The sequence below is a fragment of the Bacillus sp. 166amftsu genome (assembly GCF_900107445.1).
GTDB classification, from domain to species: domain Bacteria; phylum Bacillota; class Bacilli; order Bacillales; family Bacillaceae_G; genus Bacillus_A; species Bacillus_A arachidis.
Genome location: NZ_FNQA01000003.1, coordinates 97,257 through 113,052, shown reverse-complemented (window position 1 = coordinate 113,052; position 15,796 = coordinate 97,257). Strand labels below are relative to the sequence as shown.

At 34.2% G+C, this 15,796-nt stretch carries 13 protein-coding genes, 4 pseudogenes, 1 riboswitch and 1 other annotated feature (1 of these 19 running past the window's edge); of the genes and pseudogenes, 13 read left to right on the top strand and 4 right to left on the bottom strand.

The window, feature by feature from the left end; translation table 11 throughout:
• Nucleotides 1–79, top strand: a binding site (T-box leader) (it extends 178 nt beyond the left edge of the window).
• Nucleotides 80–160: 81 nt separating this feature from the next.
• Both BLV40_RS12010 and BLV40_RS12005 read left to right on the top strand, forming a co-directional pair.
• Nucleotides 161–1,419, top strand: a pseudogene (locus BLV40_RS12010) (MFS transporter).
• Nucleotides 1,420–1,651: 232 nt separating this feature from the next.
• Nucleotides 1,652–2,086: pseudogene (locus tag BLV40_RS12005) on the top strand (IS4 family transposase); the annotation flags it as partial.
• Here the strand turns inward: BLV40_RS12005 and BLV40_RS12000 are convergent.
• Nucleotides 2,077–2,720: pseudogene (locus BLV40_RS12000) on the bottom strand (phage integrase N-terminal SAM-like domain-containing protein); the annotation flags it as partial. The pseudogenes BLV40_RS12005 and BLV40_RS12000 overlap by 10 nt on opposite strands.
• A 470-nt stretch (nt 2,721–3,190) precedes the next feature.
• Between BLV40_RS12000 and BLV40_RS11995 the strand changes: the two are divergent.
• Nucleotides 3,191–3,810 (top strand): annotated as a pseudogene (locus BLV40_RS11995) (recombinase family protein).
• A 90-nt stretch (nt 3,811–3,900) separates the two neighbouring features.
• On the top strand, nt 3,901–4,569 hold the full coding sequence (locus tag BLV40_RS11990) for a protein kinase family protein (protein WP_081811051.1): 669 nt from the start codon (nt 3,901–3,903) through the stop codon (nt 4,567–4,569).
• A 104-nt stretch (nt 4,570–4,673) separates the two neighbouring features.
• On the opposite strand, the gene BLV40_RS11985 is transcribed toward BLV40_RS11990, so the two are convergent.
• Nucleotides 4,674–4,883 (bottom strand): hypothetical protein, encoded by a 210-nt coding sequence (locus tag BLV40_RS11985; protein ID WP_090690284.1) that lies wholly within the window; start codon nt 4,881–4,883, stop codon nt 4,674–4,676.
• Nucleotides 4,884–5,276: 393 nt separating this feature from the next.
• On the opposite strand from BLV40_RS11985, the gene BLV40_RS11980 reads away from it, so the two are divergent.
• The 6 genes from BLV40_RS11980 (at nt 5,277) to BLV40_RS11960 (ending at nt 9,976) form a co-directional block, all read left to right on the top strand.
• Nucleotides 5,277–5,909 carry a type 1 glutamine amidotransferase family protein gene (locus BLV40_RS11980; RefSeq protein WP_090690281.1) on the top strand — a complete coding sequence of 211 codons (633 nt, stop codon included), beginning with the start codon at nt 5,277–5,279 and terminating at the stop codon, nt 5,907–5,909.
• Nucleotides 5,910–5,968: 59 nt separating this feature from the next.
• The gene (locus tag BLV40_RS28560) at nt 5,969–6,136 is read left to right on the top strand and encodes a hypothetical protein (protein ID WP_170833648.1); all 168 of its coding nucleotides are present in this window, start codon (nt 5,969–5,971) and stop codon (nt 6,134–6,136) included.
• A gap of 351 nt (nt 6,137–6,487) precedes the next feature.
• Nucleotides 6,488–7,552 carry an ABC transporter permease gene (locus BLV40_RS11975; RefSeq protein ID WP_090690278.1) on the top strand — a complete coding sequence of 355 codons (1,065 nt, stop codon included), beginning with the start codon at nt 6,488–6,490 and terminating at the stop codon, nt 7,550–7,552.
• Entirely contained in the window at nt 7,552–8,223 is a 672-nt protein-coding gene (locus tag BLV40_RS11970; RefSeq protein WP_090690276.1) for an ABC transporter ATP-binding protein, read from the top strand. The genes BLV40_RS11975 and BLV40_RS11970 overlap by 1 nt, the downstream gene beginning before the upstream one ends.
• Nucleotides 8,224–8,353: 130 nt before the next feature.
• Nucleotides 8,354–8,701 carry a DUF4260 domain-containing protein gene (locus tag BLV40_RS11965; RefSeq protein WP_090690273.1) on the top strand — a complete coding sequence of 116 codons (348 nt, stop codon included), beginning with the start codon at nt 8,354–8,356 and terminating at the stop codon, nt 8,699–8,701.
• 279 nt (nt 8,702–8,980) lie between these two features.
• On the top strand, nt 8,981–9,976 hold the full coding sequence (locus tag BLV40_RS11960; protein ID WP_090690270.1) for a D-cysteate sulfo-lyase: 996 nt from the start codon (nt 8,981–8,983) through the stop codon (nt 9,974–9,976).
• Nucleotides 9,977–10,045: 69 nt separating this feature from the next.
• On the opposite strand, the gene BLV40_RS11955 is transcribed toward BLV40_RS11960, so the two are convergent.
• Both BLV40_RS11955 and BLV40_RS11950 read right to left on the bottom strand, forming a co-directional pair.
• On the bottom strand, nt 10,046–10,795 hold the full coding sequence (locus BLV40_RS11955) for an alpha/beta hydrolase family protein (protein WP_090690268.1): 750 nt from the start codon (nt 10,793–10,795) through the stop codon (nt 10,046–10,048).
• Nucleotides 10,796–10,810: 15 nt separating this feature from the next.
• Nucleotides 10,811–11,206, bottom strand: a complete 396-nt coding sequence (locus BLV40_RS11950; protein WP_090690265.1) for a VOC family protein — start codon at nt 11,204–11,206, stop codon at nt 10,811–10,813.
• 113 nt (nt 11,207–11,319) lie between these two features.
• Here BLV40_RS11950 and BLV40_RS11945 point away from each other — a divergent pair, with 113 nt between their 5' ends.
• The 3 genes from BLV40_RS11945 to BLV40_RS11935 all read left to right on the top strand — a co-directional run bounded on the left by BLV40_RS11945 (nt 11,320) and on the right by BLV40_RS11935 (nt 15,793).
• Entirely contained in the window at nt 11,320–13,629 is a 2,310-nt protein-coding gene (locus BLV40_RS11945; RefSeq protein ID WP_026592439.1) for an AAA domain-containing protein, read from the top strand.
• 86 nt (nt 13,630–13,715) lie between these two features.
• A riboswitch (SAM riboswitch) is annotated at nt 13,716–13,820 on the top strand.
• A 92-nt stretch (nt 13,821–13,912) separates the two neighbouring features.
• Nucleotides 13,913–15,115, top strand: a complete 1,203-nt coding sequence (locus tag BLV40_RS11940; protein WP_090690729.1) for a M20 family metallopeptidase — start codon at nt 13,913–13,915, stop codon at nt 15,113–15,115.
• A 162-nt stretch (nt 15,116–15,277) separates the two neighbouring features.
• Nucleotides 15,278–15,793, top strand: a complete 516-nt coding sequence (locus BLV40_RS11935) for a GNAT family N-acetyltransferase (protein WP_090690258.1) — start codon at nt 15,278–15,280, stop codon at nt 15,791–15,793.
• The last annotated feature ends 3 nt before the right edge of the window (nt 15,794–15,796 follow it).

Here is a 15,796-nt window from a genome sequence, read left to right as displayed (position 1 = left end):
ATGCCATACCTGATAAGGTTAATATGGCGACATATTAATAAACTAGGATGGCACCGCGATGATAAATCTCGTCCCTAAGACTTCAAGTCTTGGGGGTGGGATTTTTTTATTTTGTTTTAAGTGTTGCATTCTATCTGATTATATTTTAGGAGGAATTCAATTGAGTTTTAAAAAAACATTGGAAACTTGGCGGTATCCATCTATCTTATTGTTTAGTATTGGTGTTTCAAGTGTTGGAAGTTGGTTTACTTTATTGCTCTAAACCTAATCGTTCTTAACATAACAGAATCGGCAATTGCTGTCTCTGGTTTATATATTATTAGGGCTTTATCAACATTGTTTACTAATATTTGGTCAGGAAGTCTTGTAGATCGTTCAAATAAAAAATATCTCATGATAGCACTAGGTGTCTTTCAGACTGTGCTAATTGCATTATTACCTTTTTTCTCTTCTTTAGGGCTTATATATGCTATGGTCTTTCTTATTACAATAGCGAGCTCTATGTACCACTCAACATCGGTAACTTATATTACAAAGTTAATACCAATAGGACAAAGAAAACGTTTCAACTCTTTACGTAGCCTACTTGATTCCGGAGCATTTTTGACCGGACCAGCAATAGCGGGAATGATGTTTACAGTTGGTACACCTAATATGGCTATTTATATCAATGCGGGAGCTTTATTTTTATCTGCATTAATTACAGTAGGAATGCCTAATGTTGAATCCTCTGCACAGTTAGAAAAAACATCAGATACAACAAAATTATCTCTTAGGTTATTAATAGATGATTGGAAGCTTGTTATTGGATTTAGCCGTAAGTTTCTATATGTCATGATCATTTACCTTTTATTTAGTGCGATGGTAGTCATGATGACAGCTACAGATTCATTGGAAGCTGCTTTTGCAACTAGGATACTTTCCTTATCAGAAGATGAATATGGAATTTTAGTCAGCATTGCTGGAGCAGGAGTATTGGTAGGTTCTTTATCTAATGCAATAATTAATGAAAAAATACCTGCCTAATGGCTTATGGGTATGGGTTCCTTAATAACTGCAGTAGGTTATATGATTTTTACATCTTCTAATACCTTTTTTATAGCATCTGTAGGGGTTTTTGTTTTATCATTTGCTACTGCCTTTTCTAATACCGGTTTTTACACATTTTATCAAAACAATATACCTGTTGATGTGATGGGCAGAGTTGTAAGTATTTACGGGTTTATTGAGGCTTTTTTAATTATTACAGTTACTGTAATCTTTGGTATCTTTTCATAGCTTATATCTATACGATTTGTTGTAGTTTCAGGAGCATTTGTAATGTTTTTGATATCTATTATACTATTTATTTGCAGTGTTCAACCATCAAAAGCAAAATTCTATTCTAATTCAACTGAGCTTAAAGATTCGTTTCAATAAACTCTTTGTTTAATAAATAAAATTAGATAATAGTGATGAAATAAAAAGGACCTTTACTGAAAGATTCTTTTTATTACCGATAATGAAGGTCATGTAAACGCAGGTAAATAACAGAATTAATTATTAAACGGCTATATAAAGTACTGCTATAAAGCTAAAGTTTTGCACTATCCATAAAACTAAAAAGACGTTATCCTTTCTGTAGAATCATAGGAAAGGATGGCGTTTTTGTATGTCTATTTCTGTATCCGATGAATTACAATTATTTGCTCAAGAAATTCAAAGTTTTTTATCCCAAAATACCTTACGAAATCTTGCTAGAGATGTTGGTTTTGTACAGCGGACCAGTGAGTACCAAGCAAAAGATTTAGTCGCTTTATGTGTATGGGTGAACCAAAATGTAGCTATGACTTCTTTAACTCAGTTATCTAGCTGTTTAGAAGCATCAACAGAAGTACTCATCAGCCCTGAGGGCTTGAATCAACGATTTAATCAAGCGGCTGTACAATTTTTACAATAAATATTAACCTATTTACTTCACCAACAACTCTGTACATCTAGTAAGATTTCAACTTTATATACAAACCATTTTCGCAGTATTCGTGTATTGGATTCTACACATTTTCAGATTCCAGATAAATTTGCTTCTACACCTCAAGGTTCAGGAATGATTTTATAATAGCTAAATAATCGCCTTTTATCATCTTCACTTAATACAATCGTTCTTTCTATCCCTGTTATTCCTGAAACTGTGAGAGTATTATTCTCAAAATGAACATGCTTCATTTGTAATCCCAAAAGCTCTTGTAGTGATAGTCCATAGTTCAGAAGGAAATGTACAATAGAAATGTTTCGATCCTGAAGTATGGGACGAACGGCACTTTGTCTCTCTGTTAATCCGTCCAATGAGGTTAAAATATACTGTAACGTTTTTTCTTCCTCTTTTGAGATAAAGTCCTCATCACGTAACGCACGATTTGATTGGATACTCAATTGCATCTCATCTAAGGGATTTGGCAGTTGTAAATACTGATACAGTCTATTTAAAACAACATAGACACGATGCATTGTTTTATCAGAGTACTGTCGTTGCTGTTTTAAATCATAGAAATATGCTTCATAATCCTTTGTACCAAGCGTCGTCCATATATTACGTGTAGGGAGTTTTTTAGAGTTTTGCAACCAATGACCAAAATCTTCAATATCATAAACATATCGTTTTATTGTAGAAGGCTTGCGGCCTTTATTTAATAAGAAAGAAGAAAAATGTTGACCGTATCTTGAAATTCTTTTGTTGGCATAAGCTTATCATCCTAATTTTTCTTTTAGTATATCAAATTTTACACATATTCCACTTACCCATTCATCCCCAAAGAAAACATATAAATAAAAAAGATAAGACCAGAAACTCGGTCTTATCTATGGCATAAGGAGAAACAAACAGGGTGATAACCATCACTTTTTTATCGTATTACATTAACTGTTAATTTTAAATATTATAGCTAAAAATAGTGGCAATATCCATATTGAGAAATTTATCACTATTTTTTTGTGCAGTATCAAAAGGTACACCTTTAGATACATTTTTAGCTTTCATGTATTTAGTGTTAAGTGAAACCCTTGCATTGTCTATAAAAGTACACCTTTACAGATACATAGGAAACTATAAAAAACCACGTCTATAAATATCCGTTTCTCATTTTACAGACATCTGTTTATTTTATACACCTTTACAGACATAATTGTTATAATTATCAATGAGATGTAGCATATGAAACATAAAAAATTTGGATATGTGTGAGTTTCGAGTAAAGATCAAAACGAAGAACTTCAAATTCAGAATATGAAGAATTTAGGGGTAGAAGAACGGGATATTTTCATAGATGAAGAATCTGGAAAAATATGGAGCGAGAGAATTATCAAATGCTAAAACGTCTTGTTCGTACAGGAGATACCATTGTGCTTGATTCCTTGACAAGACTTGGAAGAAATATGAATGATACATTAGAAAAATTTAGATATTACGAAAAGAATAAAGTAAATTTACAATTTATAAAGGAACCATACATTAACGTCAATTACACTGGAGAAAGTGCAAATGATGTTATTCAGGGCGCAATTCAAAAAGCAACATTGACAATATTATCTGCCTTTGCAGAAAAAGAGCGCATTGATATTAAACAACGTCAAGTTGAAGGAATTGCTCTTGCCAGAAAACAAGGTAGACGTTTAGGACGTCCGCCTGTCGAAATAACAGAAGAATTTACGGATGCTTACAAGGAATGGAAATCTGGTTCAATTACAGCAGTAGGAGCCATGAAAAAGTATGGTATCAAACGTTCTTATTTTTATAAGCTTGCTAAACAGTATGAGGAAAGAATGAAAGAATAGAGAGACAAAATTTTAATTTGTTAAGATAGTAATTGAGGTAGCACCAACATTCGTTAAAATGTGGGTGGGACCCCTTTTAGCAAAACCGGAGTGGAAATGATGAGTATAAATAGTTTTGTGAGATTGATAAAGGACGAATTATTAAAAGAGGTAAGCATAAGAAGTGAGGATGAATTCGAGCCTGTAGTAGTTAAAGATATTCCTAGACTTTGGAAGTGTTTAGGGACAGGTAATTATGCCGCAGTATTTATGCACAAAGAATACAAAGATTGGGTAGTGAAAGTTTACGCGCGAGAAGGAGAAGGAATTGAAAAAGAGTCAGAAGTATACCGAAGAATCGGAAATCATCCTTCTTATTCGAAGCTTATATATAAAGGAGAAAATTTCATAGTATTGAAACGTTTAAAAGAAATTACCTTATACGATGCTATTCATAAGGGGATTAAAATTCCTAAGCAGGTAATCCTTGATATCAATGAAGCTTTAGAGTATGCAAGGGAACAAGGATTAACTCCTTGTGATGTTCACGGGAAAAATGTGATGATGGAAAACGGAAGGGGATATGTAGTCGATGTATCTGATTTCTTAAAAACGAAAGAAGATAGTAAGTGGAGAGACCTAGAAAAGGCATATTTTACATTTTACTTGCCTTTCATTTATAAATTGCCTTTCCCTGTTAAAATACCGTATTTCATGTTAAACATTGTTAGACGTTCATATAGAAAATATAAGAAGCTTAAAAAGAAATTCAAATTGTAAAAGGACCACATACTTATCTTTAAGTTAGATAAATGAACCACTAGTAAACAAAAGGACTGTACATATTAGATATGTCTAATATGTACGGTCCTAATTTTATAACTTCATGAAGTAATCAGTAAGCTTTTCATTTTCCTTTTCACGCTTTTGTCAGTATATTTACGTTCGAACCCATCCACAAAACTAAGCTGTTTACGACAATTTTCATCAATGCAGTATAAATCTGTTTGTAAGGCTTCATTTTCTTGAATTTCATCAATCCCGACAATTCTATTTAAAAAGGGATGATAAGCACTAGACATTTTAATTCCCATTTTAAACCCTCCTACATAAATTGAATGCTCTTTATTTTATAGTATCGAATATTTTAAGGAAGATAATGGGTTGTTTTTAAAAACATCTATTTTAAATGTTGTTTAAGGGGTACCGCACATGCCCATTAAGCTAAGATTTTGTAGTACCTCCAAAATGAAAATTTTCTTGCTCTGTAGTTAGTTTTTTGGAAAAGTTAGCTCTTTTTTTCGTTTTTGGGGTGTTTATTTTTCTTAGTTTGATGGCGATGGGGCACTTCAAAATTTTAAGTTGATGGGCATGGGGTGGGGGCAGGAAAATACGGATTTATAACGTTAAGACCTTTTTTCTGACGCTCGCTGTCAGGGGAATTTTATTATAATAGGCTATATCAATTGTGATTGGAGTGTTAATAGATGCAAACAAAAAATGTTTATCTTTATGTATTTAATACAATGTCAGATTGGGAATATGGATATTTAATTGCTGAACTAAACTCAGGAAGATATTTCAAAAAAGATGTAGCACCTTTAAAAGTAGTTTCAGTAGGAGCAAATAAAGAAATTATTACTACGATGGGAGGACTGAGCATAAAACCAGATATTTCCCTTGATGAATGTACTCTTAGGAGTAAAGATCTTTTAATTTTACCTGGAGGGAATACTTGGAGAGAAGATATTCATCAACCTATCTTGAAAAAAATTGGCGAAGCTTTAAAGTTTGGCACTATTGTTGCTGCAATTTGTGGTGCAACTGAGGCCCTCGCGAATATGGGATACTTAGATTCTAGAAAGCACACAAGCAATAACTTAGAGTATATTAAAATGGTCTGTCCTAATTATAAAGGAGAAAAATTTTATGAGATGAGACCCGCGGTATCTGGTGAGAATTTGGTTACTGCATCAGGAGTAGCTCCTCTGGAATTTACAATGGAAGTACTGAAAAAATTAGATGTATTTGCACCAGATACATTACATGCATGGTATAACCTAAATAAGACTCATAAACCTGAATACTTTTTCCAGTTAATGAATTCAATAAATAGATGAGTTAAATAAATCAACTGAGCAGTTTTATATTCGTTTAAATAATTAACATGCTTTAGACGATGTCAAAGCATGTTTTTGTATATAACCTAAAAATATTTATGGAAGTAAAAAACTCACAAAGCATTCCTGCAGTTGCTAGAAATAGAATTGGTAACTTAAGCGATGAACGTTTTTTTGAACATATGGGATTTGAAATTGTGGATCAAGCATTCCCTTTTTTAAATTAGCTATGTTGTAGTAGTAACTGAGGCCATTTATAGTACAAGAAGGACGGACAATACAGAACAAGTCTGTATTGTCTGTCCTTTTCTTTTTCCTCTATATAATGTTACACATTATAATTTATTTCGTACCTGTAATAAAACAAAGAGGCCTTCTTTTTATTAAATTGTTCATGGACAATTGTTATAGAGCTGTTTCTCCTTTTTGTATCCCTCTTTAAAATACAATTGAAATGTTATAGAAAAGGTAAAGTTTTTGTTTATTTGGCACATTTTTCTGTAATCTTTTGTTCATATTCCGTTCATATTTCTTTTTTAAGATGAATACATGGAAAGAAAGAGGAAGGAGCGAGTGAAATGTTTTTAGCTCTACGTGAATTAAAACAATCAAAATTAAGATATGGATTAATTGGGCTTATAATGATTTTATTATCATTTTTAGTCCTTGTGATTTCTGGGTTAGCAAATGGTTTATCCTATGATAATGCATCATCGATTCAAAATATGGATGCAACAAAATTTGTATTAGCAGATGATGCGGAAAATAAATTGCTCCGTTCACAAATTAAAAAAGAAGATGTGGATGATGTAGTAGGGCAAGTAGATGCAAATGATGCTGTACCATTTCATGTGAAAATTTCTACGTATGAAAAAAAGGATAGTTCAAAAAAAGTTGATATTGCGATTTTTGCAAGCGAACGTGACACGTTCTTGGAACCAAAGATTGTGCAAGGGAATGCATTAGGAACAGCACAAGATGAAATGGTTGCTGACGAATCAATTAAAGAAAAAGGTGTAGATATTGGTGATACAATTATCGATCCGGTTTCTAAAAAAGAATTCAAAATCGTTGGCTTTACGAAAGATCAGATGTTTAGTCACACACCTGTTGTGTATGTGAATCAAGATGTATGGGGAAAAATTGCTCAGCCAAACCAAAAGGACTATAGTGCAATTGCACTTCGTACGGATAAAGAAGTGAAAAATGCACATGTAATTGAGAAAAAAGAAGTTCTTCAAAGTATTCCAGGGTATAAAGAAGAGCAAGGAACATTAACAATGATTATTGCATTCTTGCTTGTGATCGCAGCTTTATTAATCGGTGTGTTCTTCTATGTCATTACACTACAAAAAACGCAGCAATTAGGTGTATTAAAAGCAATCGGAACAAAAAATTCGTATTTAGCAAATAGTTTAGTTGTGCAAGCGCTATTCTTATCTGTTGTGGCAATGGGGATAAGTATTGTATTGGTAGAAGGATTGCAAAAGATTTTGCCAGAAAGTATGCCGTTCTTATTAACGACGGCAATGATTGGTCAATATGCGGGAATCTTTATTGTAATTAGTATTCTTGGAACGCTTATTTCCTTATATCAAGTATTAAAGGTTGATGCATTAGAAGCAATTGGAGGTGGTATGTAATGACTTCATTATTAAAATTAGAAGAAGTAAGTAAAGTATATGGTGAGGGAAATACAGAAGTAACCGCCCTTCATCCGATTTCACTTGATGTAAAAGCTGGAGAATTTATCGGTATTGTTGGTCCCTCTGGATCAGGGAAAAGTACTTTATTATCGATCGCCGGTGCGTTATTATCACCATCAAAGGGGAATATTTACATTCGTGAACAAAATATTACCCGTTTATCAGAAAAGGAAATGACAGATATTCGTTTAAGAAAGATCGGGTTCATTTTTCAATTCGCAAATCTTGTTCCATATTTAAATGTAAAAGAACAATTACTCTATATTGCAAAATTGAAGAAAGAAGACCGGAAAGATTCTGAAAAGCGTGTGGATTATTTGCTAGCTGCATTTGGACTATCTCAAAGAAAAAAACATTACCCAAATCAATTATCTGGTGGAGAAAAACAAAGGGTTGCGATTGCTCGTGCTTTTATGAATAATCCGGATTTAATCTTAGCTGATGAACCAACTGCAAGCCTCGATTCAAAACGTGGACGTGAAGTTGTCGAAATGATGAAGCGGGAAGTGAAAGAAAGTCAAAAAGCAGCGGTTATGATTACGCATGATGAGAGAATACTCGATGTATGTGATCGTGTTTTAACATTACGTGATGGAAAGTTAGTATAGGTATGATAAGAAAAAGCGCAGGAGGGATTCCTGTGCTTTTTTTGTGTATGATAATTCGTTGCTTTTAGTTTCAGGTTTAAATGTTACAATAGTATCATTATTCTGTTATTTGCAAAGGGGAGGGTGAACTGTGGAGAAGAAAATCATACATATGGAAGGGCTTATTGTTTTAGTCGCAAGCATATATATGTATTCATTATGTGATTTTAGTTGGTTTATATTTTTCTTACTGCTTTTAGCGCCTGATGTTTCAATGCTAGCATATCTTATCAATAATCGTATTGGTGCGCAGATTTATAACCTATTTCATACTTACATAATATCCATATTACTTATTTTGATAGGGGTATTTCTAAAATTAGATGTTCTCCTTATGATTGGTTTAATTTGGACAGCTCATATCGGGATGGATCGTCTGTTCGGATATGGTCTTAAATATCAAACGGATTTTAAAGATACTCATATCCAAAAGTTATAAAAGGAAGTAGGGGATGTATGAACTTTAAAAAAATGACTGAAATGTTAGGAGAAATCATGTTTTTAAATCCTTAAAGTCGCTTTACTCCGATGAATCAAGTATACTGAAAAATGTTTCCTGAAAATAATCTATTTCGAAAAAACATTGAAGTTGTTTTTACTACATATAGTTTCTTTAATTGAAAGTGTAAGGGTTATATTGCAGTAAGCAAAGCATGTTAGGCTACGTTAATTACATGTATAAAGCTTGAATGGGGATACAGAAGGAGAATGAATGAGCATGAATTTAGCAAAATTCCCTAGAAGGAAATACACAGAATCATATACGCCAATTGAAAAATTAGATCATTTTTCTGAAGTGCTTGGTGGGCCTTCTATTTATTTTAAACGAGATGATTTACTTGGTTTAACAGCTGGCGGAAATAAAACGAGAAAATTAGAGTTCCTTGTAGCGGCTGCACAAGCGAAAGGTGCGGATACGTTAATTACATGCGGAGGTATTCAATCTAATCATTGTCGTTTAACATTAGCAGCTGCGGTAAAAGAGAAAATGAAGTGTATCCTTGTGTTAGAAGAGGGGCTTGAAGAAGATTCTAAACCGGATTTCAATGGTAACTACTTTTTATACCACTTACTAGGTGCTGAGAACGTAATTGTTGTGCCGAATGGGACGGATCTTATGGATGAGATGCAAAAAGTAGCGAAAGAGGTAACGGAAAAAGGACATACCCCTTACATCATTCCAGTTGGAGGGTCTAACCCTACCGGTGCGCTGGGATACATTGCTTGTGCACAGGAAATTATGACCCAATCATTTGAACAAGGAATTGATTTCAATGCAGTTGTTTGTGTAAGTGGTAGCGGGGGCATGCATTCGGGTTTGATTACTGGATTTTATGGAAATCAAACAGGGGTACCGGTAATTGGAATTAATGTTAGTCGCGGAAAAGCTGAACAAGAAGAAAAAGTATTTAAGCTGGTGCAAGAAACTTCAGCACACGTTGGGATTCCAAATTTTATTCCGCATGAGGCAGTGACATGTTTCGATGAGTACGTTGGGCCAGGATACGCTTTACCCACACCTGAGATGGTCGAAGCTGTTCAGCTTTTAGCAAAAACAGAAGGGATTTTATTGGATCCAGTATATACAGGTAAAGCGGTAGCTGGACTTATCGACCTAATCCGAAAAGGTACATTTAAGAAAGAAGATAATATTTTATTTGTACATTCGGGCGGTTCACCGGCGTTATATGCGAATACATCGCTATTTTCCTAATATGTAAGAAAATCGGCACCAAAATAAGTGGTGCTGATTTTTTATGTAAGCTTTGCTAGTCTGTCTTAATTAGCTATAAAGAACAAATTGCTCATCTAACCAATTTACAACTTTTTCAATCATTGAAATACTTATTGAATGATTAATATTTTGGTATAGCATAAATGTAATGTTAGAGGGTGTGTTTTGATAATGTGATTGCACTTTTTCATAAAATGTTTGTTGTCCAAGAGGTGAAATAACAGCATCGCTTGCCCCATGTAATAACAGCATAGGTCTATTATGAATGCGTTCAATAAACTGAATAGGATCCATTTTTCTAATCATATGAATTTCATTGGAGGCATTTGAACCGTACTTTTGAAAAATCTCTTCAGAAGTTATCCAGGCTCCTGAACCATTTATATTAATAAGCGCATCAATTTTTGAGTCCTCCATAAAAGCTCCGGAAGATATAAATCCACCCATTGAACTTCCGAGGACTACAATTTTATGTCCTAAGCAGTATTCACTCTCATAGATACTAGTAAATAAATCATTTATATCATATTTAATGGTATGCAAAATGGTTTTCCAGAAATATTGTTCCATTATCGATTTAGAAAAATAATCTATCAAGGGTTCACGTGAATCATGATAGATAATCTCTGGCACAATTACGGTATATCCTAAGTTTGCTAAAATAGTACCTAAAAATGTTTGATTATAAATGCTAGAACCCCATCCATGATAGAAAACAATTGTTATTTTTTTATCTTGTTGCATGGGTTGTAACAATAGAGAATTGATATGCCCTAGTTGGATTTCTACTTGATTCATTGTATATGTTCCTTTCTATGAACGCTCTGTCTCAAAAAACTCGATCCACTCTCCATCAGGACCAGAGAAGAAAAAATAACGTGTTCCATCTGGTAGCGTTTCAATTTCTTCACTTAATAAAAAAGTGATCCCTAATTTTTTCAGCCTTTCCATTTCATCTTCTAATGAATCTACTTTGAAGCAAATATGATGTATTTTACCTTCTGTTGGCAGAGAAGAATTATAACCTTCAATGAATTCAACAATGGTTTCTTGGGCGCCATCTACACCTAAAAAAGCGAGTTTTAAGTTTGGATCTGGATGTCCCATACGTTTGATAAGTTTTAACCCAACCACTTCTTCATAAAATGAGATCGATGTTTCTAAGTTTGCAACCATGATTCCAACATGTTCGATTCTTCGTACCGGCATATCGATTCCTTCTTTCCGTAATTTTAATATGTATCATAATATTGAAAATTGAGAAAATAAGCAAGATAAAAACCTTACAAATTTTATGATGTTCTATGATATAGTGAGAAAGTATGTTTGGAAAGAAGGAAGGAGACAACGCAATGAACACAACTTTACAAACTCCTTCATTAACGGAAACGATGAAAGAGTGGCATCAAGCATTAGCATATGAAATTAAACATTGGAAAACGATAGGCGGTAGTAAGCTATCGATTATAAATGGTCGTTTTTTATATACAGATTATGAAAGTACAGTTTATGTATTTCAGCTTATCTCGGAAGTAAGCTTACCAGAGGGTACACCCATTCGAATTGAATTTGATGGTGAGGAAACAACAGGAGAAGTATTATCCGTACATGGATTAGAAATCGAGCTGAAATTGAATGATTATATACAAGGTGAAATAAGAGAAGCTAGTTTATACAGTGAACCATGGCAGTTGTTAGAACAACTGCAAGAGCGGTTGAAAGAAATACGAAAAGATAAACAAAAGCGTCAGCGGGTAAAGCGTCTTTTAGATGGAAAGAGTACGCCAAAGCATATAGAAAAGATGAAAAATCCGAAGAATGAACTTGCATATCGTTCTTTTTATAATAGGGCGACATATGTGTGGGGACCACCTGGAACAGGAAAGTCTTATAACTTATCACGCATTATTTCGGCGCATTATCAAAAAGGAAAGTCAGTACTTGTACTTGCTCATAGTAATGCAGCAGTGGATGTATTAATGAGTGAAGTCACAAAGCAAATAGAGAAGAAAGAAAAATGGACACCAGGAGAAATCGTCCGATATGGATTTAGTCAACATGAACATATACGTAATCATGAAACGTTGCTTGCTTCTAGATTAGTCGAAACAACGAATGGATCATGGGGAGAAGAAAAGCTTTATTTAGAGGAAATGCGCCAAGATCTTCGCCAAAAAATCTTATCGTATAAAGCAACTGCTTCTGATAAGAAGCGGATGCAAGAAATTGAAGGAGATCTTAGAAAACAAAGAGCGAAAATTAAAGAAGTAGAAAGAGAATATATTGAAAATGCAAAAGTAATTGGTGCAACGCTATCTAAGTGTGCAATTGATTCTCTTATTTACGAACGAACATTTGACTTAATTGTCGTGGACGAAGTAAGTATGGCTTATGTACCACAAATTGCTTTAGCAGCTTCTCTTGGAAAAAGAATTGTCGTTTGTGGTGATTTTTTACAGTTACCACCAATTGCGATGGCAAATCATGAGCTCGTTAGAAAGTGGCTAGGGGAAGATATGTTTTATCATGCTGGCATTGTCCAATCTGTAAATAGTTATGAAACGCATCCAAATTTATTTATGCTAGAGGAACAAAGACGAATGCATGCGGATATATCTAAGTTTACAAACTCATTTATTTATAAGAATAGAGTGTTCGATCATCCTTCTGTTTCGGCAAGACAAGAATTAGCGAAATTACAGCCATTTGCAAATGAAGCGCTAGCTCTGTTTGATACAAGTTTGATGGGCGCTTATTCTTTAAAAGATGCAGCCTCTGGTTCACGTTTTAATATTATGTCCGGTTTCGTTGCGATGCAGCTGATTTTAATTGGATTATTAGATGGTGTTCAATCAATTGGAGTTGTCACGCCATATCGCGCGCAGTCCCGTTTCTTATCAACAGGTATAAGGGAGATTTTGCAAAAAACAAAGTATCGAAATACGCCTATATTAGCGGCAACAGTTCATAAATTTCAAGGGTCTGAACGAGATATGATGATATTTGATACAGTAGATAGTTATCCGCAGGAGAGACCCGGCGTATTATTTTTTGATCATAAAAATCATCGTTTAGTAAACGTTGCGATAACGAGAGCAAGAGGGAAGTTTATTCAGTTATCGGACTGTAAGTATATGCGGAAAAACCTTTCTCGAAAACAAGCGTTATCTCACTTAACTTCTCACATAGAAAGACACGGAAATGTATATGATCGTACTACTTCGCGCCCATTGCTAGAACGAAAAATTACAAAACGTTTGAGATGGTTTATGCAAATGAATTTGGAAGAACCGAAAGGATTATTAAAAGATATTCTATCGGCAAAACAAAAAATTATTATTTCGCTTCCAAGTACAAGACAGGTAGACAAAAGAGTATGGCAGGCATTAATGCGTACAGCAGCGCAGGTCACGATATATAGTGATGGACCAATTCCATTAAAAAACGTGAGAATACAAAGACAAAATAAGTCACTCCCATTTTTATTAATTGATGATGAAATCTTTTGGGCAGGAGCGCCTTTAACATCTCACATGACGTTTGAAGGAAGTCCAGAATTCCCTTATATATGTGCAAGATTACATGCACCTGAAACGATTGGCGTTTTAAAAGGGTTTTTAGATATTCGTTAAAATCAGATCGGAATTCCTTGACATTTACTCGGAATAACACTAGAATGAAAATAATTTAATATAATTTTATGAAAATAAAAACAATTTTCTTATCACGAGAGGTGGAGGGACTGGCCCTATGAAACCTCGGCAGCGGATTCAATATGAATACTGTGCCAATTCCAGCAAGTGAAAGACTTGAAAGATAAGAAAGAAGGCTATTTTGAATTTGTATTTTCAAGCCTCTTTCTATCTTTTAGAAAGAGGCTTTTTTATGTGTAAATTTAAAGGAGGAATGGGGAAAATGACAACAAAACAAGTAACGTCACACCGAAATATTATTACGGAAAGTATAGAAGGAAATAAAGAAAAATACATAAAAACAAGTCATGATATACATGCGAATCCTGAAATCGGTAATCAAGAATTCTTTGCATCCAGAACATTAAGTTTACTTTTAGGGAGTGCAGGATTTCAATTGCAGCATAATATAGCAGGACATGAAACAGGTTTTATCGCACGGAAAAGCTCAGGAAAACAAGGACCTACAATTGCTTTTTTAGCAGAGTATGATGCTTTGCCTGGATTAGGCCATGCGTGTGGTCATAATTTAATTGGTACAATTAGCGTTGCAGCAGCGATTGCATTATCGGAAACAATTGAAGAAATCGGCGGTGAAATCGTTGTATTTGGAACACCAGCAGAAGAAGGTGGTCCAAATGGAAGTGCAAAAGCAAGTTATGTGAAAGCAGGATTGTTTAACAAGATGGATGCAGCACTTATGATTCACCCTAGTGGAAAAACAGCAACAACAAGTCCGTCACTCGCAGTTGATCCACTTGATTTTCATTTCTATGGAAAATCAGCTCATGCAGCAGCGTCACCAGAAGAAGGAATTAATGCATTAGATGCGGTTATTCAACTTTACAATGGGATTAATGCACTGCGTCAACAGCTACCGTCAGATGTGAAAATTCATGGTGTCATTACTGAAGGTGGAAAGGCGCCGAATATTATTCCAGATTACGCATCAGCCCGTTTCTTTATTCGCGCAGCAACACGTAAGAGATGTGCGGAAGTAACAGAAAAAGTACGAAACATTGCGCAAGGTGCAGCACTGGCAACAGGAACAACAGTAAAAATCAATCAGTTTCAGAATGAAATTGATGAATTATTAGTGACAAAAACATTTAATGAAGTGATTGCTGAGGAATTAGAAAACCTTGGTGAAGAAGTAAATCGTAAAGAGAGACTTGGAATCGGTTCAACAGATGCGGGAAATGTGAGTCAAGTTGTACCAACGATTCATCCTTATATCAAAATTGGTCCAGAGCATTTAATTGCGCATACGAATGAATTTAGAGAAGCAGCTTGTTCGGAACTTGGCGATAAAGCCTTAGTTACATCCGCAAAAGCATTAGCGTATGCAGCATACCGATTAATTACAGAAGAAGGAACGCTTAATCAAATTAAGGAGGAGTTTAGAGGGGCGCAGCGAAATCAATAATGTGATAAGTACTCGAGAAGTGGTTTTCTAAAATTTTATTTGGATGAAAAAGGTTTGGAGAAATCTCTAAGCCTTTTTGGGTTATAAAAGGTAATAAAAAGAGAGATTACTACCCACAAATAGCAAGATAAATAGCTGAAGTATTAAAAAGGAGGAGGAAAAGTGAATCGGAATACTCTTGAAGGCTATCAAATTAGAACTGCACATAATAATGAAAGTACTCTTATTATTAATATGCTAAAAGAAATCGCTCAATGGTTAAAAGATAAAGAAATCAATCAGTGGCAGTACCTCTTAGAAGTTAGAGATGACGAAGAGATAGCACAAGCTGTAACGAACAACAACACTTACATCATTTTAAAAGAAAATGAAATGATAGGCACTTTTACAGTTTCTTCCACACAAAGTGATTGGGATCGCCATATTTTTGGTGAAGATGTTTTTTTTGATTCACTATATTTACATAGACTGGCGATTATCCCTAAGTATATGAAAAGGAGAATAGGTGAAAGGATTTTGATGTGGATTCAAGATAATATGCACACTGACAAAAAGTTCTTAAAGTTAGATTGTGTTGCAAATAATACTAAACTAAACAAATTCTATAAAAACAATGGATTTGAGTATTTTGGCGTGGCAGATGGTCATAATAAATATCGAAAAAGGATAAAAAAATAGTTT